A 23,588-nucleotide genomic window follows, 5' to 3' on the forward strand; every position below is an offset into this window, starting at 1 on the left:
GAACTGTGCCGCTCCACACCGACACACATCCCACCTGATGCTCGGCACGCTGTGCCAGACATCGTTTCTGCATAAGGTTGCAGATAAATCCAACTCGGCTCTCGCTGCAGCGCGCCCGCTAAAGATCACGAATCGCCGGACATCATCTGCCTGGCGAGGCCGGCCAGTTGCTGACGCACTTGATCCAAACGCGGGTCCGCTTCCATCTCACGCTGCAGGTCCAGCAGACCTGCAGCAAGCTCGCCGCGCGCGCGGATGCCTTCGGACTCGACCGATGCGCGCTGCGACTGGATCGCGGCAGCGGCGTGTTGGCTGGAATCGCCGCGGACGGCAGTTTCCATGACTTCGACCATGCGCTGCAGCAGGCGATAGACGGCACTTGCCGAAAATCCGCCCATCATCGCCAGAGCGGGTTTTCCGAACGCGCCCAGGCTAGTTTCGGCAAACAGATCCTCCGGCAGCAACTCCACCAAAATCAGGCCGGCGATGAGGCCCAGGATCATGCGCGCGGCATAGGAAGAATCGAATCGCGGATCGTACGTCGCGTCGGCGACGTAACGATGGGCCTGAAAGAGCGCAGAAAACGCTGCACCAAGCCCGGCACAGGCCAGGATGAACATCACATTCCAGGCCAGCGTGCTGCCCGAGGAATCGAGAAACCCGAGCGCGATGTTCTGCTCGTTGACCGAGCTAGACATCGCCAGTCCGACCACTGTGGCAAGACAGCCGACCGAGCTCAAGGTCAAGGTGCGGATCAGCGGAATTGGGCCGAGCCAGCGCAAAAGACCACCGCGCAACCGCTCCCGCTCGATCAGCACCACCGCTTGCGGAGTTGCCGGTTGGATCGCGCGAACCAGCTGTCGGTGCAGACCTGCCAGTTCGCGCGCGCCGGCTTCGCCATGCAGGGAGGCGCCAGGCATCACCCGTAGTTCCGCCAACCGGCCAGGCAGATCGGGGGACATTGCCAACCCCTGCTTTAGCGCATACGACACCATGGCCCGACATTCGAGCTCCAGTTGCTCAAGCACGCTGGAGAACACCGGCCCGGTGAATCCTGCCGGCGAGACGGACTGGGCCACTGCGCGTCGCCGCAGGCCGACGCGCATCCTGGTTCGCTTCCACATAAGTGATTCCCGAGGTGCAGGCGCACACCTAAGCCAACATCAGGGCATCCGCTCGAACAGTGTCGTATCGCGCTGACCTTTCACGATAAGAGCAAGCTCTGCACTGCCATCGTCGCGGATCCGCAGACTGGCCTGACCATCGCTGAGCTGGCGGCAGTAGCCTCTATCGTTGGCTCCGATCCAGGCGTTCAACATGCCTGCTGCACGCCCGGCATAGCGCAATTCCACCTGACAGTCGCGGGGGGCGCCATAGCGCAGGCGACCGAGCACGTCTCCCGGGCGGAGTGTGGTCGCCACGATCTCCAGCTGGGCGGAAATCAGGCCCGCCCCGCGCCAGCGCCCGGCTTCGGCCAAACCTGCACTGCTCTGGTCCAAGGCAACGACCAACGGCGAATCGCGGCCAGGCAGCGTGAGTTGCATGCCGGACTTCGCACCTTCCGTCACCTCAAGCTGGGCGCGGCCACCAGCTAGCGCATCGCAAAACCTGCCGCCATTGCGCGACAGCAGCGCGTAACCGTCCGGCTGCGCCCGTAGCTCCAGCGCACAATTGAAAGGAGGTCCAAACCGCACGTCCGCCGTTTTGGTGCCGTCAGCTTCCACCGCGCGCCCGCTCAGGCGGACATAAACCGGGCCGGCACCGCCGCTGGCGGACAGGATTCCGCGCCAGTCACCCGTCGGAATGCTGCCAGCCGGAGCGGCCTGTACTGCGGTCAACGAAAGACACAAGGCCAGGGCTGAGGCGATGCGGAGAACGTGAGGCTGATGATGAGGTTGGCCAGACATGAGAAAGCTCCGATAAGAAGTTGGACAGGATGGAAAGATCGATCAAGCTTCTGCTCAGCACACCGGCTGCAGCAATCACCAGAACGGCAACCAGGTAGATAATGAAGATGGATCGCCGCCTGCGCCAAGACCGCCGGCGGAGATCCGCATGCAGGGTCGCCACATCGGTTCCTAGCCGCTCGGCGAGCGCGCGGGCATCGGCGTCTGACAGCAGCAACCTCACGGCACCACTCCGGGATCGGAAGGTGGCTCGTCCACGAACGGATGAAGCGTCCATTCCTTCAACGCGACGCCATCGAACCAAAGCACGCCACGCGGACACGTGCTGCCCTGATAGCCGATTTTCAGCGTGTGGCTCGACGTACGGCTGCGTGGCGGCGCAATACGCAGCGCCAGTCCGGGAGCACCGTCGCTCTGCGTGACCGCCTCTATCTGCACGTCCAGCATCAACGAAAACTCGCTGATTTGCGATAGCCGCAGCGCGCGCAACTGGCAGACCGGAATGGACAGCACGGTCTCCATTTTGCCATGGGCCGTTTCTTCATCATCCACGCAGCGAACCTGCATGCCGCAGGCGGCCACTGCAGCATGCACCAGTGCGGCGTGGCGCTGGCGGCATCGCTGTTGCGCTCGTAGGACGGTCTGGTCGAGCAACTCCACGAAGGCGTCCAAGGAATAGTTCGCCTGTGCCATCTACGACTCCGTCAGCCAGATCGGCTTGCGCTTGAACCCAACGTGGTAGCACAACCATTGCAGCACCACCTGATGCTCGCCCAGCTGCAGGATATTGAAGCTCTTCTCGATCCCGAGAATCGCTCCCTTGGGCGCTTCGCTGAGGCAGCGATTGAGCAGTTGCTGCGCGGCATCGACCTGCTCGGCAGTCTGCATCTTTGCCGGGTTGTCGCTGCCGACGATGATGCGCTTGATATAGCTCACTTCTGATAAATCGATCATCGGCAACGACTCGGGTGATAGAAAGGTACAGGACTCAGCAGCGACGCTTACGGCACCTGCACAGGCGCTGAGACTTTGCGTGGCGCTGCGGCGGTCTGCAGGATGTCGAGCACGCGCGACAGCCCTTCGGGGGTGCCGCGATCTTCGGCGTGCAATGCGACGTGATACTTGGCCGAGTTATCCGAAGATCGCGTGTTTTCCTTGTGGCTGGACACCGATCCCTGCACGTTGACCTTGGCCTTGAACACGCCCCAGCCGACGCTTGCCTCCAGATCCACCTTGAGGCTCTTGTCTTCGGCTTCCTTTTCCGAGAAAGAGGATTTGACTTCCATATCGAAGGTCACGTCCACGGTCTGGATGCTCAGATTGGGAACATTGACCAAGGTCAGTAGCGGCACCACGATCTCCACTTCCTCCTCGGCCATCCCGGTACCGCTGGGGTCTTCGACCGGGCGTTTGAACTTGAACTGCGCAGTCCGTGTGCCGCCGTTTCCGTTGGGATCGGCAGCAGGGTCGGTCGGCGGCAGGAAACCGATGACCTTGATGAAGTCGGCGGTGGCGCGGGCCAGCATGACCTGCGCATCGCAGGCTGCACGCAACGGGGCGCCGATCAGATCCGCCATCGGCAGGCCCTTGAATTGGTCGGACATATTGACAATATCGCTCATGGTGCTCTCCTGAAGAGTGATGTTTCATAAGAATCGATGACGGCGGGAATCAGTCTCCCTTGACCGTCTTGAACACGCCTTGCGACTGCGCAAGACGATTGATGAGACGTGCCACGCCTTCGGTCGGCTCGCTGCCTTCCACGCGCAACACGACATGCACCGCACTGTGCCGCGCACTTTTTGCGTTGGAGCCGAGATCGATGCCGATCTGGCCGGGCAGCGCCGGCGGCTTGGGATGCCAGTCCTCGACGGCGGCTGGAACCGCCAGCGACGCCGGCAACGCTGCTTCGTCCAGTTCGCTGAGCTCGCCGAGTTGCGCATCGAAGCTGATCTCGACGTCCTTGATACGCAGGACGTTGGACGACACCAGCGGCAACAGCGGTGCGCGATACAGGTCTTCGTCGTTCTCGCCCGCTTCCGGATGCTGCGACGGCAAGCGGATCAGAACGCTTCTGGGACGGTTGTCCTCGTCGAAGAACGCGCCCAGATTGGCCATCTGGTGCTGTTCGATCCGGTCCTGGGCGTCGATGACCGCCCCGGCCAGCGCTTCGATCAGATCATTGAGAGAGATTTGCGCCATGTTGGACTCGTTGGTCGGAGATGTCGCTGGGCCGGTGCCGGCTCAGACCGCCTCGGGAAAGCTATCCACGCGTGCCAGCCATCCCTTGAGAAACTTGCCAAGCGCAGGTCGCGCGGCGACCAGTCGCTGGTAGTAGTCCTTGCGGCCGGCCCTGTAGCGTGCATAGAGGTCTTGCTGGTTGCTGGATGCCAGTGCGGCGAAAGTCGCCGGTCCCATCCGCCCGTCCGCCACCAGCGAGCCGCCGGTCTGCGCGTTGAGCACGGTCTGCAGCAGCTTGATCGCGTTGCCGCCGGCGTTGACATAGAAATCGAACAGGATGTTGGCCAACGGCTGCAGTGCGATCTGGTCGGCGCGCAGCCGGTCCCAGTACTGCGCCTTGTAAATCACCCCGGCCTGGGCATCCGTCAAGGCACGCAGGTTCGCCAGGCTTGGCTCCACGCCCAGCAAGTTCTGGGCGCAGGCCTTGAAGGTCAGCAGCGTGATGCCTTTGTTGGTGGCCCCACCCGGATCGGCGGGATCGTTGACGAAGCCGCCTTCGTGCTTGAGCAGGGTTGGAAAAAACACGTTGAAGTCAGCCATCGGCGCCACCTGTCGAATTGATCGGTGGCGCCAGTTTCCACATCGGTGCAACAGCCGGACATCGGCCATTCGCCGATACTAAGTTGCCTGAAAGCTGATTCATCCCGGGCCCCGGCAGGGGGCCACCACGACCGCGTTTTCTGGAATACTGACCCCATGAACGAGCTCAACCATCTGCTAGACAACAACCGTGCCTGGTCCGAGCGTATCCGTCGCGAAGACCCGGAATTTTTCTCCAAGCTGTCCACCCAGCAGACGCCCGAATACCTATGGATCGGCTGCTCTGACTCGCGCGTGCCGGCCAATCAGATCATCGACATGGCGCCGGGCGAGGTGTTCGTCCATCGCAACATCGCCAACGTGGTGGTGCATACCGATTTGAACTGCCTGTCGGTGATCCAGTTCGCGGTCGACGTGCTCAAGGTCAAGCACATCCTGGTGGTGGGCCACTACGGTTGCGGTGGCGTGTTCGCCAGCCTCACCCAGAAGCGCATGGGGCTGGTGGACAACTGGATCCGTCACGTCACCGATGTGGCCGACAAGCACGAGGCCTGCCTGCACGATGCGGGTGATCTGCCGGTGCAGCACGCGCGCCTGTGCGAGCTCAACGTGCTGGAACAGGTGGTCAATGTGTGCCGTACCACCATCGTGCGCGATGCCTGGGACCGTGGGCAGGCATTGTGCGTGCACGGCTGGGTGTACAGCCTGCGCGACGGGCATGCGCACGACCTGGGCATGTCGATCGATCGCCCGGAGCTGTTGCAGGAACGTTACGACGCGGCGCTGGCGCAGATCCAGGCCGACCACGCCGAACGCTGAGTCGTCGCCCATACGTGAGCCACCGCGGTGCCCATCGGCGCCGCCGGTTGGCTATGCTGGCCTTCTTTGTCGAGAAATGCCGATGCTGATCCCGCCGATCAATCTGCACGCCTGGATCGAGCAACACCGCCACCTGCTCAAGCCGCCGGTGGGCAACAAGTGCATCCAGCAGGATGGCTTCATCATCATGGTCGTCGGTGGGCCGAATGCACGCACCGACTATCACTACGACGAAGGCCCGGAGTGGTTCTTCCAGCTCGAAGGCGAGATGGTACTGAAGGTGCAGGACGAAGGCGTGGCGCGCGATATCCCGATCCGCGCCGGCGAGATCTTCCTGCTGCCGCCGAAAGTGCCACATTCGCCACAGCGCGCCGCCGGCTCGGTGGGTCTGGTGATCGAGCGCGAGCGCCTGCCGCACGAGCACGATGGGCTGCAATGGTATTGCCCGCAGTGCAATCACCAGCTGTACGAAGCGATGTTCCCGCTGCGCAATATCGAAACCGACTTTCCGCCGGTGTTCGACCACTTCTATCGCTCGCTCGCGCTGCGTACCTGTACGCGATGCGGGCACGTGCATCCTGCGCCCGAGCGCTATGCCACCGCCGAACAGGCGGTGGGCAGCGGGGCGTGATCACGGCGGGCACGCGCAGCGCGATGCAGGCGATCGCCCATGCGCAGGTGCACGCAGTACCCGCACGTGACGGTGTCTTGTGCATGACACCCACGCAGTCGTTGTTTCCGTCGTCACCTCGCCCATCGGCACCATGCTGCGCGCACTGATCGACCTCAAGCCGCGCGATGTGCCATTGCGCGTGGCCCTGCGCAACACCGCTGCGGTGGTGTTGCCGCTGGCGGTCGGGGTGGCCACCGGGCATGTCGCGGCCGGGCTGGCGGTGTGCAGCGGCGCGCTCAACACCATGTTCTCCGACCAGCCCGGCCCGTACCGCGCGCGCCTGCAGCGCATGCTGATGGCTGCACTGGCGGCGGGCCTGGCGGCCTTGCTGGGCGTGTGGGTCGGGCACGACACGCCGGCGTTGGTACTGGCCGGGCTGCTGCTCGGCCTGGGTGGCGGCCTGCTGGTCGCGCTGGGACCGGTGGCGGCGCGGGTCGGGCTGACCAGCATGATCCTGCTGGTGGTCAGCGCCGACATGCGGCTGCCGGCCGAGCAGGCGCCCGGCGTGGCGGCATTGATCTTCGCCGGCGGCCTGCTGCAGGTGCTGCTGGCGCTGGCGGCCTGGCCGCTGCAGCGCTATCGCCCGGAGCGCTTTGCGCTGGCCGAGCTGATGCGGCAACTGGCCGGCATCGCCCGGCAGCGTCCAGACGCCGGCGCCGCACCGCCGGCCACCCAGGAAGTGCTGGATGCGATGGTGATGCTGCACGGCGAACACCGCTCGCGCGCGATCGCGGTGCAGAGCTTTCGCATCATCGCCGAGCTGTGCGACCGCGTGCGGCTGGAGCTGCTGTCGCTGGCCGATGCCGACACCCGATTGAGCGATTCGCAGGCGCGCCCGGCGATCGAACGGGTACTGGAACGCGGCGCCATCGTGCTGGAGCAGCTGGCGCATGCGATGACGGCGGGCGAAGACCCGAAGGCGGCCGATGCATCGATGACCGGCTTCGACGATCTGGTCGCCGCGCTGGCGCAGTTCCAGCACGATAACGCCGACACCCGCGAGCGCCGCCTGGTGCGCGTGGCGGTGGCCCGCGCGCAGGGCCTGGGTGGGCAGCTGCGCGCCCTGATCCGCAATGCGCACTGGGCCAGCAGCCGTGGCGACATCCAGGCGCAACTGGCCGAAGCGCGCCTGCCGGCGGCACTGCGGCCAGCGGCCAGGTGGGCGACCCTACGTGCGAACCTGGATCTGTCCTCGGTGGCATTCCGCCACGCACTGCGCTGCGGGGTGTGCCTGGCGCTGGCGATCGCCTTCCAGCGCTGGCAGCAGATTCCGCATGGATTCTGGATCCCGATGACCACCGCCATCGTGCTCAAGCCGGATTTCGGCGGCACCTTCAGCTTCGGCGCGCTGCGCGTGGCCGGCACCTTCGTCGGCCTGCTGCTGGCCACCCTGCTCGCGCATCTGGCGATGGATGGCGCCAGCATCCGCCTGGCCCTGCTGGCGTTGTTCTGCCTGGGCTTCCGCTTGCTGACCCAGGTCAACTACGGCATCGGCGTGGCCTTCCTCACCGGCATGCTGGTGCTGCTGCTGTCCTTCGAGGGCGTCACGCCCGGCGAGGCCGTTGGCGCGCGCCTGCAGGCCACCGTGGCCGGCAGCGCGCTGGCGTTGATCGCCTACGCGCTGTGGCCCACGCGCGAACGCCGGCAGATCCGCAGCGCGCTGGCGCAGTTGCTCGACGCCTATCGCGAACATCTGCACAACCTGCTGCTTGGGCGGATGGAGCGCCTGAACGACAGCCGCGCCGCGGCACGCGTGGCGCGGACCAATACGCAGGCCTCGATCGAGCGGCTGCGTGGCGAGCCGCGCAGCCGGCGCAACCTGCAGGAGCTCAAGCTGGCCGAATCGTTGCTGGCCAATGGCAACCGGCTGATCCGCGCCACCTTGCTGCTGGAAGCGGTGTTGCGCGATGGCCACCCCTTGCCCACGCTGGACGCGCTGCCGGCATTTGCCGAACGTGCCGACCAGGCTCTGGCCGAGCTCATTGCCTGCCTGGCCGATGGTGGCACGCCGGCCGCGGCCACCTTGCGCAGCGCCGAGCGCACGCTGTCCGACGCGCTGGCCGCCTTGCCCGACAGCTCGCCAACCACCGTTGCGCTGGCCGACACCATCGACCGCGTCACCGACAGCATCGGCACGCTCACCCATCTGCTGCGCCCCGTCCGAGCGACCTCGACCGACACCGCGGCAACGGATGACGGCGTGCATGGAGCCGGCGGGTAAACTGCCGCATCGATTCAGACCACTGCGAGCCCGATGACCACCGACGCACTGTCCCGCTCCCATGCCGCGGCGCTGGATGCCGCCGACCCGCTGCACGCCCTGCGCGATGCCTTCGTGTTTCCGCAGCATGCCGGTGCCGACCAGACCTATTTCGTCGGCAATTCGCTGGGCCTGCAACCGCGCAAGGCGCGCGCCATGGTGAGCGAGGTGCTCGATCTGTGGGGCGCATTGGCGGTGGAGGGCCACTTCACCGGCCCTACCCAGTGGCTGACCTATCACCAGCTGGTGCGCGACGGGCTGGCGCGCGTGGTCGGCGCGCAGCCTGGCGAGGTGGTGGCGATGAATACCCTCAGCGTCAACCTGCATCTGATGATGGCGAGCTTCTATCGCCCCACTACCGAGCGCGGTGCGATCCTGATCGAGGCCGGCGCGTTCCCCTCCGACCGCCATGCGGTGGAATCGCAGTTGCGCCTGCACGGGTTGGATCCGGCCACCCATCTGATCGAAGTGCAGGCCGACGAAGCCGACGGCACGCTGTCGATGGCCGCCATTGCCCAGGCCATTGCCGTGCATGGCCCGCGGCTGGCGCTGGTGCTGTGGCCCGGCATCCAGTACCGCACCGGCCAGGCCTTCGATCTGGCCGGGATCGTGCGCCTGGCGCACGCGCAGGGCGCCGCGGTGGGATTCGACCTGGCGCATGCGGTGGGCAATCTCCCGCTGACCCTGCACGACGATGGCGCCGACTTTGCGGTGTGGTGCCACTACAAGTACCTTAACGCCGGCCCCGGCGCGGTGGGCGGTTGCTTCGTGCACGAACGGCACTCCAGCAGCGATCTGCCACGCATGGCCGGCTGGTGGGGGCATGAGCAGCAGACCCGTTTCCGCATGGATCCACAGTTCGTGCCCTCGCCCGGCGCCGAAGGTTGGCAGCTGAGCAACCCGCCGGTGCTGGCACTGGCGCCGCTGCGCGCGTCGCTGGAGCTGTTCGACCAGGCCGGCATGGCCGCCTTGCGCGCCAAGTCCGAACGGCTCACCGGCCATCTGGAACAGCTGATCCACGCTCGGCTGCCGCAGGTGCTGCAGATCGTCACCCCGGCCGAACCGGCGCGGCGCGGCTGCCAGCTGTCGCTGCGGGTGGCCGGCGGGCGCGCGCAGGGGCGCGCCCTGTTCGAACATCTGCGTGCGGCCGGCGTGCTTGGCGACTGGCGCGAACCGGACGTGATCCGCATCGCGCCGGTGCCGCTGTACAACCGCTTCAGCGATCTGCACACCTTCGTGGAGCAGGTGGAAGCCTGGGCCGCCGCCTGAGCGCGGCAGGCTGACTGCCGTGCCACCAGGCCGCGCGACCGGCACGCGGAATCGCCGCATGCGCACGTACACTCCCAGCCCCGCCCATGGCTGATGCCAGGGCGGCCGCCATTGCCAGTTGCTGTCTCCCCCTTTTTGCCGGCGCTGCGTCCGGCTGCTGCCGGACATTGCATTGAGCCCAGTCTCCCCTCGCTCCCTGACCCTGATCGGCGCCGGCCTGGCCGGTTGCCTGCTGGCCATCCTGCTGTCGCGCCGCGGCTGGCAGGTCACCGTCTACGAACGCCGCGGCGACCCGCGCATCAAGGGCTACGAATCGGGCCGTTCGATCAACCTGGCACTGGCCGAACGCGGCCGCCATGCGCTGCGCCAGGCCGGTGCCGAAGACGCAGTGATGGCCAAGGCGGTGATGATGCGCGGGCGCATGGTGCACCCGGTCAGCGGGGCACCGCAGCTGCAGCGCTATGGCCGCGACGACAGCGAGGTGATCTGGTCGATCCACCGCGCTGCATTGAACATCGCATTGCTGGACCTGGCCGAACAGGCCGGTGCGCGCGTGCACTTCCATCGCCGCCTGCACACGGTGGACTTCGATGCCGGCTATGCGCGCTTCATCGACGACCGCGACGACCAGCCGCACGAGATCCATTTCCAGAGCCTGATCGGCAGCGACGGCGCCGGCTCGGCGCTGCGTGCGGCGATGCAGCGCAAATCGCCACTGGGCGAGCGCATCGAATTTCTCGATCACTCGTACAAGGAACTGGAAATTCCGCCGCTGCCCGATGGCGGCTTCCGCATCGAAGGCAATGCGCTGCACATCTGGCCGCGTGGGCGCTACATGTGCATCGCGCTGCCCAACGATGGCGGCACCTTTACCGTCACCCTGTTCCTGCCCAACGCCGGCGAGCCCAGCTTCGCCACTACCCGCACCGGCGAAGAAGCCCATGCCCTGTTCGCCCGCGATTTTCCCGACGCGCTGCCGCTGATCCCGAAACTGGAAGAGCACTGGGAGGAACATCCGCCCGGACTGCTCGGTACCCTCACCCTGGAGCGCTGGCACCTGGATAGCCGCGCACTGCTGATCGGCGATGCCGCGCACGCGATGGTGCCCTTCCACGGCCAGGGCATGAACTGCGCGTTCGAAGACTGCGTGGCGCTGGCCGAGCAGATGGATGCGCACGACGACATCGGCAGCGCGTTCGCCGCGTTCGAAGCGGCGCGCCGCGACGATGCCGCCGCGATCCAGCAGATGGCACTGGAAAACTACCTGGAAATGCGCGACCGCGTCGGCGATGCCGACTTCCTGCTGCAACGCGACCTCGAGCAGCAATTGCAGGCGCGCTGGCCCACCCGCTTCGTGCCGCACTACACCATGGTGACCTTTCTGCGCACGCGCTATTCGATCGCGCTGGCGCGCAGCGAGATCCAGCGCCAGATCCTGGTCGAGGCCACGCGCGGACACAGCGACCTGTCCAAGATCGACTGGGCCGCGCTGGAAGCGGTGGTGCATGCCCGCCTGGAGCCGCTGGAGGGCGCGCACTGAAGCCTGCCGCGCCTTGCTGCAATGGCCACATGCAGCGCATGCCTGCAGCGCTGTCGCCGACAGTCGCACAGCTGCGCCTCAGCGCACCCGCTCGGCGATGAGGGATACTAGCGGCCACTAGGCGGCGCCTGCACCGTGCGCCGCGGATCTGGATGTCGCCACCGCATGCCCGAGACCTTTCTCTTCTACGACCTGGAAACCTTCGGCCAGGACCCGCGCCGCACCCGCATCGCGCAGTTCGCCGCGGTGCGCACCGATGCGCAGCTGCGCGTGATCGAAGAGCCGATCAGCTTCTTCGTACAGCCGGCCGACGACCTGCTGCCCTCGCCCTACGCCAGCATGGTCACCGGCATCACGCCGCAGCACGCGCTGCGCGAAGGCGTGAACGAGGCCGAAGCGTTCGCGCGGATCGCCGAACAGATGGGCCGCCCGCAGACCTGCACGCTGGGCTACAACTCGATCCGCTTCGACGACGAGTTCGTGCGCTGCGGCCTGTTCCGCAACTTCTACGACCCCTACGAGCGCGAATGGCGCGGCGGCAATTCGCGCTGGGACCTGCTGGACGTGCTGCGCCTGGTGCATGCCTTGCGCCCGGACGGCATCGTCTGGCCGCAACGCGAGGACGGCGCCACCTCGTTCAAGCTCGAACACCTGGCCGATGCCAACGACGTGCGCGAGGGCGATGCGCATGAAGCGTTGTCCGATGTGTACGCCACCATCGGCATGGCGCGCAGATTCCAGCAGCACCAGCCGAAGCTGTGGGACTACGCGCTGCGCCTGCGCGACAAGCGCTTTGCCGCCACGCTGCTGGATGTGATCGGCATGCAGCCGGTGCTGCACATCTCCCAGCGTTACCCGGCCTCGCGCCTGTGCGCGGCGGTCGTACTGCCGCTGACCCGGCACCCACGCATCGACAGCCGGGTGATCGTGTTCGATCTGGACGGCGACCCGGAGGTGCTGCTGCGGCTGAGCCCGGAGGAGATCGCCGAGCGGCTGTACATCCGCGCTGCCGATCTGCCCGAGGGCGAACAACGCATTGCGCTCAAGGAAGTGCATCTGAACAAGTCGCCGGCGCTGGTGGCCTGGCAACATCTGCGCGATGCCGATTTCCAGCGCCTGGGCGTGGACCGCACCGCAGTGTTGGCCAAGGCCGAGCGCCTGCGCGCACTGGGCCCCGCCCTGGCCGAGAAGGTCCGCCAGGTGTACGCCAACGAGCGCGGCGCCGATGCCGCGGGCAACGATGCCGACGCCTCGCTCTACGACGGCTTCCTGGCCGAAGGCGACAAGCGTCTGCTGGCCCAGGTGCGCGCCAGCGCACCGGCCGAGCTGGGCGCGCTGGAGGCGCGCTTCCGCGACCCGCGCCTGATCGAGCTGCTGTTCCGCTACCGCGCGCGCAACTGGCCGCAGACGCTGTCGATCGCGGAACTGGACCGCTGGAATGCCTACCGCCGCCAGCGCCTGCTCGAAGACCGCGGGCTGGGCGAAGTGACGCTGGCGCAGTACCAGGCGCAGATCGCGGATTTACGGCTTGCTCACCCCGACGATGCTACCAAGCAAGCCCTACTCGACCAGCTCGCCGCCTGGGGTTCGGACCTCCAACGCACGCTATGACCAGCTATTTTTCCGATGCCAGTTTCAAGTTCCTGCGCGCCCTGGCCCGCCACAACGACAAGACCTGGTTCAACGACCACCGGCACCAGTACGAGGCGCATGTGCGCCAGCCGTTCCTACAGCTGATCACCGATCTGCAACCGGGCCTGGCACAGGTCAGCGAGCACTATCGCGCCGACCCCAGGACCCAGGGTGGCTCGCTGTTTCGCATCTACCGCGATGCGCGCTTTTCCAACGACAAATCGCCGTACAAGAACTGGCAGGGTGCGCGCCTGTTCCATGCGCGCCGACGCGAAGTACCAGCGCCATCGTTCTACATCCATCTGCAACCGGGCGAGAGCTTTGTCGGTGCAGGCCTCTGGCATCCGGAACCGGAGACCCAGCGCAAGCTGCGCCAGTTCATTTTCGACAATCCGGGTAGCTGGAAAGCGGCTGCGCACAATCCCAAGCTACGCCGCAAGTTCGCGTTGGACGACAGCGAGAAACTGGTGCGTGCACCGCGTGGCTTTCCCAACGATTTCGAATTCATCGACGACCTCAAGCATCGCAACTGGGCCTACCTGCGCCACCTGGACGACGCCGTCATGACCGGACCACGCCTGCGCCAGACCATCGAGGCGGACCTGGTGATCCTGGCGCCGTTCGTCGATTACCTGTGCGCGGCGCTGGATCTGGAATTCTGATGCGTCTGGCGAGGCAAGCAGTCGCTCGCCTGCACCCGCGACGCGCAATCGGCAATGCCCATCGCGCCCGGAGGTGCCGCTACCAATGTCGCGTAGCTCGGCGATCGCCGGGCGAAACGCCTGCAGCCGCCGCCACACCCTGCCGTAGGAGCGCACCCGGGCGCGACCGGGCGTCCTGGATGCCCCCGAATCACCTTCGAGATTTCGCACACGCCAGTCTCGGCCCGCTGCGCGCCGACACCTCCCACCTGGCAACGGAGTGCGAACGATGAAGAAACGTTGGTGGTTGTTGCCCTTGGCAGCGGTGATCCTGCTGGCCGCCTACGTGGTGGCCGGGCCGTATCTGGCCATCCGCGGCATCAGCCAGGCCATCGCCGAACGCGACGCCGCGCAGCTGGAACGCCATGTGGATTTCCCCAGCCTGCGCGTCAACCTCAAGGCGCAGCTGGACGACTACCTGGTGCGCCAGGCCGGCAGCGGCATGCAATCGAGCCTGCTGGGCGGCTTCGCCCTGCAACTGGCCAGCGGAATCAGCAGCGCCGGCGTGGATACGCTGGTGACGCCGCTGGGCATCGGTGCCCTGCTGCAAGGCCATGGCGTGTGGAATCGCATGACCGGCGATACCGTCAGTGCCGATACCTACGCGGCGCCGGCACCGGCGAGGCCACTGCAGGGCGCGCGCCAACGCTTCGAATCCACCCGCCGTTTCACCGCCACCACCCAGACCGCGGCCGGCGCCCCAGTGGTGTTCGTGCTGACCCGCCAGGGCCTGCGCTGGCGGCTGACCGATATCCAGCTGCCGCTAGGCGATGCCAGCTCGCCGCCGGCGCAGTGACGTGGCGCCGCGCCAGCCAGCCAAGCCGTGCTGCCGATGGCCGGGTTACGAAAACCGCCAGGCCCGCTCCAGCCACGCGGCCTGCAGCCGTCGCATCGCGGGGCGCAACTGGCGGCGTGCCATCCACGGCAACGGTGTCAGGGCCTGCTGCAGCGTGCCCGGGGTACCTCGGCGGTTCCAGGCGAAGGCCACCTGGTTGCGCAGATCCGGCTCGGGCAGCACCAGCACCAACCCGTCGAAGATCGTACGCAGCTGCGCCAGCGGCCCGGCAATCGGCACATCGTACAGATTGACTGCCAGCACCCCGTCAGGCGTCAGTGCAGCGCGGCACCGCGCGTAGAAGTCGGGAGTGCACAACGCTGGCGGGATGCCGTCGGCATCGTAGGCATCCAGCAGCAACAGGTCGTAGCGCCCGGCGCGCCCGCCGATCCACTGCGCGCCATCGCCCAGGCTGATCTCCAGCCGCGCATCGTCGGGCGGCAGCACGAAGGCATCGCGCAGTGCCAGCACCTGCGCATCGGCCTCCACCGCCTCGATACGCGCATGCCGCAGATAACGGTGGCAGAACTTCAACTGCGCGCCGCCGCCCACACCGATCAGCCCGATGCATGCAGGATGCGGCTGCAGCCACAACGCGGCCAGCATGCTGCGCGTATACGACAGCACCAGCCGATGCGGTGCCCAGCGCGCCATGCGGGTCTGCACCGTGTCGTCGCTGAAGGACAGCTCCAGCGTGCGCCAGGTGCGACGTAACGCCACGCGCAATGGCGGCGGCGCTTCGCTCATCGGCCCGGCGGATCGTTGGCCACGCCGTGCGGCACGTGCCCGGCCGCCACATGCTGATGCTGCCGCGCACTGTCGATGTTGTGCTGCGAATCGTCGAAGAAGATATCCGCGCCGAAGGCTTCGAGGAACGGCCCCTTGTGCCGGCCGCCGAGAAACAGCGCCTCGTCCAGCCGCACGCCCCACTCGCGCAGGGTGCGGATCACCCGCTCATGCGCCGGTGCCGAGCGCGCGGTGACCAGCGCGGTACGGATCGGCGAGGCTTCGCCGGGCGGGAACGCCGCCTGCAGCGCATGCAAGGCCGACAGAAAATTACGGAACGGCCCCACCGACAACGGCTCGCGCGCGCGCTCGCGTTCATGCCGCCCGAAGGCTTCCACGCCCTGCTCGCGCGAGATGCGCTCGCTCTCGTCGCCGAAAATCACCGCATCGCCGTCGAAGGCGATGCGCAACTGCGTGGACAGCCGGCTTTCGTCGTTGTCCACAATCGCTGCAGCCGCCTCGGCACGCTCGCCCGGCGCACGCGGCATGATGGTGGCCGCAGCAATGCCGTGCGTCAGCGCACGCCGCACCGAGTCCGGGTTGGCCGACAGGAACAGATCGGTCCCGAACGGTTTGACGTACGGCCAGGTCGGCTCGCCGGAAGTGAAGGTGGCGCGCACGATGCCCAGGTTGTAGTGCTGGATCGAGTTGAAGATGCGCAAGCCGGTATCGGCCGAATTGCGCGACAGCAGGATCACCTCCACGCGCGGGGTTTCTTCGGGCACGTCGTGGTTGAGCGCCAGCAGCTTGCGCACCACCGGAAACGCAACGCCAGGCTGCAGGATGTCGTCCTCGTGCTCGCGCTGGAACGCCGAATACGCCTCCACCCCGCTGGCCTCGAACAAGGCATGGCCCTCTTCGAGATCGAACAGCGCGCGCGAGGTCACCGCGACGGTCAGGAGTCTGGGGGAGTTGTCGGGCATTGGGGCTGGGATTCGGGATTCGGGAGTGGGGATTGGTTTGAAGCGGACACCGCCGCTGCACGATGCCAGGATGATCGCACGTCAACTGCAGACAGCGGGCCGGTGATTGACCAATCCCGAATCCCGAATGCCCAATCCCCGCCGCTCAGACTGCAAACTGCTCGCTGAAGATGCGTTCTTCCAGGTTATGTTCCGGGTCGAACAGCAGGGTCACGCGGCGCTGCGTGGATTCGCGGATGGTCACTTCCACCACGTCGCGGATCTCGTGCGAATCGGCGGTGACGCTGACCGGGCGCTTGTAGGGATCGAGCACGCGGAAGCGCACCTCGGTATCGGCCTTGAGGATGGCGCCGCGCCAGCGGCGCGGGCGATACGGCGCGATCGGCGTCAACGCCAGGGTGTGCGAGCCCAGTGGCAGGATCGGACCATGCGCCGAATAGTTGTAGGCGGTACTGCCGGCCGGAGTGGCCACCATTACGCCGTCGCCGATCAGCTCGGCAATGCGGGTCTGGCCGTTGAGGTCCACGCTCAGATGCGCGGCCTGGCGGGTCTGCCGCAGCAGCGAGACCTCGTTGTAGGCCAGCGAGCCGGCACTGGTACCGGATTCGGTCTGCACCAGCATCTCCAGCGGCCGCAGGTGGGCGGGCTCGGCGCGTTGCAGACGGGCCAGCAGATCGACTTCGTTGTCGCGGTACTGGTTCATCAGGAACCCGACCGAGCCCAGCTTCATGCCGAACACCGGTTTGTCGGCAGCACCATGGCGATGCAGGGTCTGCAGCATGAAGCCGTCCCCGCCCAGCGCGCAGACCACCTCGGCGGTCTCCAGCGGATGATCGCCGTAGCGCTGCACCAGGCGCGCGCGCGCATTGGCCGCAGGCTCGGTCGGGCTGGCCAGGAAAGCGATACGGGGTGCTGCGGTCATCGTCGACTCCAGAACATGCGAATCAGCATACCGCAGCCCCGTGGCGGGCTCGTTGCCGCTGCGCCCTGCCCTGGCCTGCGCGGCCGCGATTGCGTCCGCACGTTCAGGCGCCACCACGCCTTGGAGCGGCGAATACAACGGTGCGAGCGGTCGTCAGGTGAGTGCGGATGGCGCGCAGGAGCCGCAGTGTACGCGTGGTACATGCCGCACCGAGCCCTGGCCGCGCCCGCCTGGCGGTGAGCGCCGTCGTTTTGGTGGCTGCCCTTCGCCGTGTGCCGATACGACAATTGCGCTTGCTGGCGACTTCGCCGCTGCATGCGGCGCTCCATCCAACACGAGCGGGCTGGGCTCAGGCCGTCAACCGCCAGGCGCGATGGATGCGCGCATGCCGCTCGAAATCCGGGTCGATGGTGCGCGGGCTGATCTCCTCGCACTGCGCGAACTCGGCCACGGCGTCTTCATCCAGCTTGAAGCGGCGGAAGTTGTTGGAGAAATACAGCACCCCACCCGGCGCCAGGCGCGCCACCGCAGCGCGCAACAGGCGCACATGCTCGCGCTGGATATCGAAATCCTCCGCGCGCGCGGAGTTGGAGAAGGTCGGCGGGTCGCAGAAGATCACATCGAAATGCGCACGCTCGGCTTCCAGCCAGGCCAGCGCATCGGCCTGCACCAGCTTGTGCTTGCTGCCGGCCTGGCCGTTCAAGGCCAGGTTGTCGGCGCACCACTGCAGGTAGGTGCCGGACAGGTCCACGCTAGTGGTGGCACTGGCACCGGCAACGGCCGCCTGCACGCTGGCCACGCCGGTGTAGCAGAACAGGTTGAGGAAGCGGCGACCCTTGCTCTGCTGCGCCATGCTGCCGCGCAACGGGCGGTGATCCAGGAACAGGCCGGTGTCCAGATAGTCGAACAGGTTCACCCGCAGCAGCGCGCCGTGCTCGCGCACGTTGATGATTTCGTTGCGCTGCTCCAAGCGGCCGTACTTGCTGCCGCCCTTGCCACGCTCGCGCGACTTCAGTGCGACACGCTCGGCCGGCACCTCGAACACCTCGCGCGCCGCCGCCAGCAACTCGCCCAGGCGACGGCGCACATCCGCCTCGGGAATGGTCGCCGGTGCGGCATACTCCTGCACGTGCAGGAAGATGCGCCGGTCGCCATCGGCTTGCTGGTACACGTCGATGGCAGCGGAATATTCCGGCAGGTCGGCGTCGTAGACGCGAAAACATTCGATACCTTCGCGCGCACGCCACTTCTTGAATTTCTGCAGATTCTTGCGCAAGCGGTTGGCCACCATCTGTGCGCCTTCGCTGAGCGCGGTAGGCGCCGCCAGCGGGGTGCGACGCGGTACCGCGATCGGGTCGCAGACGATCAGCGCGCACTCGATCGCGCCATTGAACACCTGGTATTTCTTGCCGGCGCGCAGCCCGGTGGCATAGGCCAGCTCGGCATTGCCGCACAGCAGGCTGGCACGCCACTGCGGCACCACCCGCTGCAGGGTATCGCCGAGCCGGCGGTACAGCGCCGCATCGGCGGCCAGGCGCTCGTCGTAGGGCGGATTGCACACCACCACGCCGGTGGCCTGCGGTGGGGTCTGCAGGTCGCCGACCTCGCGCACGCCGAACCAGATCGCTTCGGCCACCCCGGCCACCTGCGCATTTTCCCTGGCGGCGCGGATCGCATGCGGGTCCATGTCGCTGCCATGGATCACCTGCTTGAGCGCGGCACGCCCGGCGCTGTCGCGATCGCGCGCCTCGCTTACCAGCTGCTGCCACTGCTCGCGATCGAAGCCGCGCCAGCGACTGGGCACATCGCTGCCATAGCGCTGCAGGCCGGGCGCCACGTCGGCGGCCATCAGTGCGCCTTCGATCAGCAAGGTGCCGCTGCCGCACATCGGGTCCAGCAGGCCGCCGCCATCGGCATGGACGCGCGGCCAGCCGGCACGCAGCAACACCGCCGCAGCCAGGTTTTCCTTCAATGGCGCCTCGTTCTGCGCCATGCGCCAGCCGCGCCGGTGCAACGGGCCGCCGCCCAGATCCACCGAGATGGTGGCGCGGCCCTTGCGCAGCGACAGGTTCAGGCGCAGGTCCGGGCTGTCCACGTCCACCGACGGACGTTCCAGCCCCTCCCGGCGCATGCTGTCGACCACCGCGTCCTTGATGCGCTGCGCCGCATAGCGGGCATGGGTGATAGCGGTGCCGGAGACGTGCGCATCCACCGACAGGGTATGCCCCACCGCCAGATGCTCGTGCCAGGGCAGCGCGGCCACACCGGCGTACAGCGCGTCCTCGTCCGGGCAATCGAACTCGGTCAGCGGCCACAGCACCCGGCTGGCCAGGCGCGACCACAGCACGGCGCGCTGCGCGTCGCGCAACTGGCCTTCGACGTTGACACCGGAAATGGTGGCGGTGGCCTTGCTGGCACCGAGCGTCAGCAGCTCGTCGGCAAGCAGGTATTCCAGGCCTTTGGCGCAGGATGCGAAGAATTTCACGTGGGCAGGTATCAATAAAGACGCTGGCCGTGGCGGCGAGCGTGGGAGCAGGACGGCGGGCCGGCGCCCGCAGAGGGCAATGCCGTGGCCGCCGTGGACGGGCGCAAATGGTCGGCCATCGCGGCCGGCATTACCACCCCCGCCGGCCGCCGCGCGGTTCACCAAGGCGCCAGCCGCCACTGTGGCTGTGCGGTGTCCAGACGCTGCTGCAGGCCCAGCCGTTGCAGGAAAGCGGCATCGTGCGAGGCCACCAGCAGCGCACCAGTGTAGCCGCGCAGCAGCTGCCCGATCGCCTCCACCGAGGCCAGATCCAGGTGATTGCTGGGCTCGTCCAGCAACAGCAGCTGCGCCGGCCGTGCCCGGTACAGCGCGCAGGCCAGCGCGGCCTTGAGCCGCTGCCCGCCGCTGAGCTGGCTGCAAGGCAGATCCGCGCGCGCCTGATCCAGCCCCAGCAGGGCCAGCCGCAGGCGCTGCACATGCGCCGCAGTATCGGGGTCTGCGCCGTACAGGTGGGCGAAGGCCGAGTGCGCCGGGTCCAGCATGCCCAGGTCCTGGTCCAGATAGGCCACCGGCACATGCACCTGGCAACGGCCCGATGCCGGGCTCAGCCGCCCAGCCAGCAGCTGCAACAGCGAGGACTTGCCGCTGCCGTTGGGGCCGACCAAGCCGATGCGCGGCTGCCCGTGCAGCAGCAGGTCCAGCCGTCGCCCGCCCCAGTGCCCGTCACCCAGTTCCACCTGCTGCAGCGTTGCCAGCCGCTGCGACGCAATGGCCGGCCGTGCCGGCGCCAGTACGGCGATGGCCTGCGGCTCGTCTACCTGCGCCGCGGCCTGCACCACTGCCGCGCTCAGGCGGGCGTGTTCGGCCTGCTGGCGATGCTGCAGTCTGCCGGCACTGGCCTCGCTGCGTTGCTTCTGCGCGCCGAGCAGGATCAGCGCCTGGTTGGCCTGCGCGGCGCTGCGCGCCCCGCGCGCCTGGCGCTGCTGCTGTCGCTGCAGCTGCGCCTGCAGTGCCTGCTGGCCACGTGCACGGGCCTGTTTGCGCTGCGCGAGCAGCTCGGCCGCCGCCTGCTGCTCGCGAGCGCGCTGCTGCGCGTAATCGGTGTAGTTGCCGCCGTAGCTGCGCACTCCCTGCGCCGACAGTTCGACGATGCGTTGCATGCCCTCCAGCAGCATGCGGTCGTGGCTGATCACCAGCACCCCGCCCGGCCATGTCTGCAACTGCGTCACCAGCCGTTCCCGCTGCAAGCCATCCAGATGATTGCTGGGTTCGTCCAGGATCAGCAGGTCCGGTTGCAGCAGCCATGCGCCGGCCAGCGCCACCCGCATCGCCTCGCCGCCACTGAGGCGGGCGGCCGGCGACTGCGGATCGCGCCCGTCCAGCCCGTGCTGCTGCAGCGCGGCAGCAAAGTCGGCATGCGCCGTCCAGCGCTCGCCCACCAATTCGAAATCGGCCGGCGCCACGCTACCGCGTTCGATGCGCTCCAGCGCGTCCAGCACCGGCGCCACGCCGGCCAGGTCGGCGATGCGTTGGCCCGGCATCGCGCTCACCCGCTGCGGCAGGTAATGCACGCTGCCGCTGCGCAGGCAGCGCCCGGCACTGGGTGCCAGCTGGCCGGCCAACAGGCGACCGAGCACACTCTTGCCTACGCCGTTGCGGCCAACCAGGCCGGTGCGGCGCTGATCGATGTGCAGGCTCAGATCGGAAAACAGCGTGCTGCCGTCGGGCAGCACATACGTCACGCTTTCCAGCGTCAACGACGGACAGGTCATCAGCGTCTCCATTGCATGCCAGGACACGTCGCGTTCCGGGCGGAACGGCAACGGGTATGGCCGTCTTCACGACGGCGGCATCAATGGCGCATCGGACCGATCTCACATGGCGGGCTGTGCGCCCAGTCTACGCGCGCACCGAGCGGTGCAACACCCCAGGCATCCGGCTCCGCAGATGCCTGCATGCGGCCACGCGTTCAAGCAATGGCGTGTTGCCGGGCTGCAGGAGATCGGCGTGCGGTTGGCAACATGGAGCATCCGCGTGCCGGCGCGGCAAGCGCGGCGCTGCTGCACCCTTGCATGCGCTCCGACGCAGCGGCGCTCAGTCAGCAGGCTTTCGCGCAATCACCGTTGGAAACGCGCAGGCGCTGTCGTCGATGAAGCGCACATCCACAAAGCCTGCGCGCTCCAGCTGCTCACGGGTCTGCGCGTGGGTACGGAACGAGATGGCAACCTGCACGATCTCGGCAAGCACCAGCGTCTGCAGACGCAGGCCCTCGGCATCGACCGCGTCCAGATTCCAGGGAGACTCGGCAGACACGCCAGGTGGAGGCGTCAGTGCGCTGGTCACCAGCGTTCCACCCGGGCGCAAGCGCTCGTAGAACCTGCCGTACAGCGCCACCACGCGCTCGTCGTCCGGCTCATAGATGTTCAGGCCATTGCTGGTCAGCACCTCCACGCTGGCCGCCTCTCCCGGTGCCCAGGCATCGTCGAGCTGCAGCGACAGCTGGCCATCCAGACCATGCTGGCTGGCGAGGCGACGCGCACCCTCCAGCGCCTCGGGATCGAGGTCGATGCCGATCAGGCGCACGCCGGGGCACTCCCGATAGTCGAGCAGCAGCAGTTCGCCCATCCAGCCGCAGGGGATCGATGCCAGGGTGATGCCCGGACGCAGCAACGCCTGCAGCTGTTGACGAAAAATGCCGAACCGCTCGCGCGTGGCCAGCAGCAAGGGCATCGACTCGAACAACGCGTACTGCAGCGCCGGTGTCGACTCCTTCGCCAGGGTTCCCGATGGATGGGTCACCATCTGGTGCGCCCACTCGGCATTGAGCCCACGATTGATGAGCAGAAAGCGACCCAGCGCGAAGGTCCATAGCTCGTCGACCAGGGCGAGCAGTTCGTCCACGTGCGCATCGGCGCCGTTGGCGGTGGCCCGCAGACGCGCGCGGACCGCCTGCAACAACGCCTCGTCCTGCGGCGGGGGCTCGGCGGAATGGGAAATCAGCTGGCCACGAGAAGTGGATTGGCCCGGGTGCAGGTCGTTGTCTTGCATGGTCCGCCTCCGCATCGGCAATGGGGGATTGCATCGTCGTGCCCACGGTTGCAGAGCCCGACACCGTGCGGTGGTCGGAAGGACGAGGCCAGTTGCCGCGAAACGAATCATTGCCGGTGCGTGCATGCCGGCCGCTCATGACTGAGGGGCCGCAGCTTGATTTCGGGATTCGGGATTCGGGATTCGGGATTCGGGATTCGGGAATCGGGAATCGGGAATCGGGAATCGGGAATCGGGAATCGTAAAAGCGTGCGTTGTTGCGCTTGCAGGGTGTGCGCGATGGCGATGCCGGTGTGGATACGGCGCGCATCGCTCGTGTCGGTGCGCAGGCTGCCGTCGATACCGCCCAATCCGCGCGGTAGCTATTGCAGCCCGCACCAGGCCGTCACCCCACGAGGCTGGGGCCACCGTTCGCAATCGCACCGGCTACGCACCGGTTGCTGCGCACCCCGCCAATATCCAACGGAGGGCCGACCGTAACGTTGTCGCTGCGCTCTCAGCCCAGTCCGAACGTCGGGTGATACGCCACATCGGCCAGCGGCAGCAGGCGGTCGCCGAAGGCCAGCGCCTGCAGTTCCGACACCGGCGCTCCGGGCAGGCTCAGGCCGGGCTCCACCGCGAATCCCAGTCGCTTGAAGAAGCCCGGTGCCCCCAGCGCCAGGCAACCGGCCGCCCCGCGTTGGCGCAGATTCGCCAGCGCCGCCTGCACCAGCCGCGTGCCCAGACCCCGACCTTGATGTCCCGGCCCGACCGCCAATGGCCCCAGCGCATACCAACCGGACGAGCCGTCCGACAGCACGACCGGCGAAACCGCCAGATGCCCGACCACGTAGCCGTCGTGATCGGCCACCAGCGACAACGCCAACGCTCCGTCCTCGCGCAGCGCCGCGATCACGTACTGCTCGTCGTGGCGGCTGTGGTCATCGCGCATGAACGCGACCATGGTCAGGATCTCGATGGCCGCCGCATCGTCTTCGCCGGCCTCGCGAATCAGCACGTCCATCGCT

General features: G+C 67.2%; 23 protein-coding genes and 1 other RNA gene. 8 read left to right on the top strand and 16 right to left on the bottom strand.

Going from position 1 to position 23,588, the window contains the following annotated elements; translation table 11 throughout:
• Window positions 1-125: 125 nt before the first annotated feature.
• The 7 genes from ACCQ05_RS13415 to ACCQ05_RS13445 all read right to left on the bottom strand — a co-directional run bounded on the left by ACCQ05_RS13415 (window position 126) and on the right by ACCQ05_RS13445 (window position 4,688).
• Window positions 126-995, bottom strand: coding sequence for a hypothetical protein (locus ACCQ05_RS13415; RefSeq protein WP_372394083.1), 870 nt, complete (start codon window positions 993-995; stop codon window positions 126-128).
• A 168-nt stretch (window positions 996-1,163) separates the two neighbouring features.
• Complete coding sequence (locus ACCQ05_RS13420; RefSeq protein WP_372390833.1) at window positions 1,164-1,907, bottom strand: hypothetical protein; 744 nt, start codon at window positions 1,905-1,907, stop codon at window positions 1,164-1,166.
• Window positions 1,908-2,126: 219 nt separating this feature from the next.
• Window positions 2,127-2,600: a hypothetical protein gene (locus ACCQ05_RS13425; RefSeq protein WP_372390835.1), complete on the bottom strand. Its 474-nt coding sequence runs from the start codon at window positions 2,598-2,600 to the stop codon at window positions 2,127-2,129.
• Entirely contained in the window at window positions 2,601-2,861 is a 261-nt protein-coding gene (locus ACCQ05_RS13430; RefSeq protein WP_372390838.1) for a hypothetical protein, read from the bottom strand.
• 47 nt (window positions 2,862-2,908) lie between these two features.
• Entirely contained in the window at window positions 2,909-3,529 is a 621-nt protein-coding gene (locus ACCQ05_RS13435; RefSeq protein ID WP_104540615.1) for a DUF2589 domain-containing protein, read from the bottom strand.
• Between the two features lie 49 nt (window positions 3,530-3,578).
• Complete coding sequence (locus ACCQ05_RS13440; protein ID WP_228962591.1) at window positions 3,579-4,109, bottom strand: DUF2589 domain-containing protein; 531 nt, start codon at window positions 4,107-4,109, stop codon at window positions 3,579-3,581.
• 42 nt (window positions 4,110-4,151) lie between these two features.
• The gene (locus tag ACCQ05_RS13445; RefSeq protein WP_228962607.1) at window positions 4,152-4,688 is read right to left on the bottom strand and encodes a glycoside hydrolase family 108 protein; all 537 of its coding nucleotides are present in this window, start codon (window positions 4,686-4,688) and stop codon (window positions 4,152-4,154) included.
• A 156-nt stretch (window positions 4,689-4,844) separates the two neighbouring features.
• Between ACCQ05_RS13445 and can the strand changes: the two genes are divergently transcribed.
• The 8 genes from can to ACCQ05_RS13485 all read left to right on the top strand — a co-directional run bounded on the left by can (window position 4,845) and on the right by ACCQ05_RS13485 (window position 14,378).
• On the top strand, window positions 4,845-5,507 hold the full coding sequence (can, locus tag ACCQ05_RS13450) for a carbonate dehydratase (RefSeq protein WP_029220919.1): 663 nt from the start codon (window positions 4,845-4,847) through the stop codon (window positions 5,505-5,507).
• 82 nt (window positions 5,508-5,589) lie between these two features.
• Window positions 5,590-6,138, top strand: a complete 549-nt coding sequence (locus tag ACCQ05_RS13455) for a 3-hydroxyanthranilate 3,4-dioxygenase (RefSeq protein WP_372390840.1) — start codon at window positions 5,590-5,592, stop codon at window positions 6,136-6,138.
• Between the two features lie 133 nt (window positions 6,139-6,271).
• On the top strand, window positions 6,272-8,401 hold the full coding sequence (locus ACCQ05_RS13460; protein WP_372394085.1) for an FUSC family protein: 2,130 nt from the start codon (window positions 6,272-6,274) through the stop codon (window positions 8,399-8,401).
• Between the two features lie 33 nt (window positions 8,402-8,434).
• On the top strand, window positions 8,435-9,709 hold the full coding sequence (gene kynU, locus ACCQ05_RS13465) for a kynureninase (protein ID WP_228962593.1): 1,275 nt from the start codon (window positions 8,435-8,437) through the stop codon (window positions 9,707-9,709).
• 172 nt (window positions 9,710-9,881) lie between these two features.
• Complete coding sequence (locus tag ACCQ05_RS13470; RefSeq protein ID WP_372390842.1) at window positions 9,882-11,249, top strand: FAD-dependent oxidoreductase; 1,368 nt, start codon at window positions 9,882-9,884, stop codon at window positions 11,247-11,249.
• A 165-nt stretch (window positions 11,250-11,414) separates the two neighbouring features.
• Complete coding sequence (gene sbcB, locus ACCQ05_RS13475; RefSeq protein WP_372390844.1) at window positions 11,415-12,860, top strand: exodeoxyribonuclease I; 1,446 nt, start codon at window positions 11,415-11,417, stop codon at window positions 12,858-12,860.
• Window positions 12,857-13,543 carry a DUF2461 domain-containing protein gene (locus tag ACCQ05_RS13480; RefSeq protein WP_372390847.1) on the top strand — a complete coding sequence of 229 codons (687 nt, stop codon included), beginning with the start codon at window positions 12,857-12,859 and terminating at the stop codon, window positions 13,541-13,543. Before sbcB ends, ACCQ05_RS13480 begins: the two co-directional genes overlap by 4 nt.
• A 268-nt stretch (window positions 13,544-13,811) precedes the next feature.
• The gene (locus tag ACCQ05_RS13485) at window positions 13,812-14,378 is read left to right on the top strand and encodes a DUF2939 domain-containing protein (protein WP_372390849.1); all 567 of its coding nucleotides are present in this window, start codon (window positions 13,812-13,814) and stop codon (window positions 14,376-14,378) included.
• A gap of 45 nt (window positions 14,379-14,423) precedes the next feature.
• Here ACCQ05_RS13485 and ACCQ05_RS13490 read toward each other — a convergent pair whose 3' ends face one another.
• The 9 genes from ACCQ05_RS13490 to ACCQ05_RS13530 form a co-directional block, all read right to left on the bottom strand.
• Window positions 14,424-15,164: a spermine/spermidine synthase domain-containing protein gene (locus tag ACCQ05_RS13490; RefSeq protein WP_372390851.1), complete on the bottom strand. Its 741-nt coding sequence runs from the start codon at window positions 15,162-15,164 to the stop codon at window positions 14,424-14,426.
• Window positions 15,161-16,126: a 5'-nucleotidase gene (locus ACCQ05_RS13495; RefSeq protein ID WP_372390853.1), complete on the bottom strand. Its 966-nt coding sequence runs from the start codon at window positions 16,124-16,126 to the stop codon at window positions 15,161-15,163. Before ACCQ05_RS13495 ends, ACCQ05_RS13490 begins: the two co-directional genes overlap by 4 nt.
• Before the next feature lie 145 nt (window positions 16,127-16,271).
• A complete protein-coding gene (locus ACCQ05_RS13500; RefSeq protein ID WP_228962600.1) occupies window positions 16,272-17,048 on the bottom strand; it encodes an NAD kinase in 777 nt (258 codons plus the stop codon).
• A gap of 127 nt (window positions 17,049-17,175) precedes the next feature.
• Window positions 17,176-17,251: non-coding RNA, sX9 sRNA (locus tag ACCQ05_RS13505), on the bottom strand.
• 146 nt (window positions 17,252-17,397) lie between these two features.
• Window positions 17,398-19,533: a bifunctional 23S rRNA (guanine(2069)-N(7))-methyltransferase RlmK/23S rRNA (guanine(2445)-N(2))-methyltransferase RlmL gene (gene rlmKL / locus ACCQ05_RS13510; protein WP_372390856.1), complete on the bottom strand. Its 2,136-nt coding sequence runs from the start codon at window positions 19,531-19,533 to the stop codon at window positions 17,398-17,400.
• A gap of 158 nt (window positions 19,534-19,691) precedes the next feature.
• Window positions 19,692-21,305: an ABC-F family ATP-binding cassette domain-containing protein gene (locus ACCQ05_RS13515; protein WP_372394087.1), complete on the bottom strand. Its 1,614-nt coding sequence runs from the start codon at window positions 21,303-21,305 to the stop codon at window positions 19,692-19,694.
• Window positions 21,306-21,627: 322 nt separating this feature from the next.
• Window positions 21,628-22,581, bottom strand: coding sequence for an SAM-dependent methyltransferase (locus ACCQ05_RS13520; protein ID WP_372390858.1), 954 nt, complete (start codon window positions 22,579-22,581; stop codon window positions 21,628-21,630).
• Window positions 22,582-22,688: 107 nt separating this feature from the next.
• Window positions 22,689-22,931 (bottom strand): hypothetical protein, encoded by a 243-nt coding sequence (locus ACCQ05_RS13525; protein ID WP_372390860.1) that lies wholly within the window; start codon window positions 22,929-22,931, stop codon window positions 22,689-22,691.
• Between the two features lie 146 nt (window positions 22,932-23,077).
• Entirely contained in the window at window positions 23,078-23,584 is a 507-nt protein-coding gene (locus ACCQ05_RS13530) for a GNAT family N-acetyltransferase (protein ID WP_372390862.1), read from the bottom strand.
• Between the last annotated feature and the right edge of the window lie 4 nt (window positions 23,585-23,588).

Origin of the sequence: Xanthomonas sp. NCPPB 3582 (assembly GCF_041475735.2) — a bacterium.
In the GTDB taxonomy this organism is placed as follows: domain Bacteria; phylum Pseudomonadota; class Gammaproteobacteria; order Xanthomonadales; family Xanthomonadaceae; genus Xanthomonas; species Xanthomonas codiaei.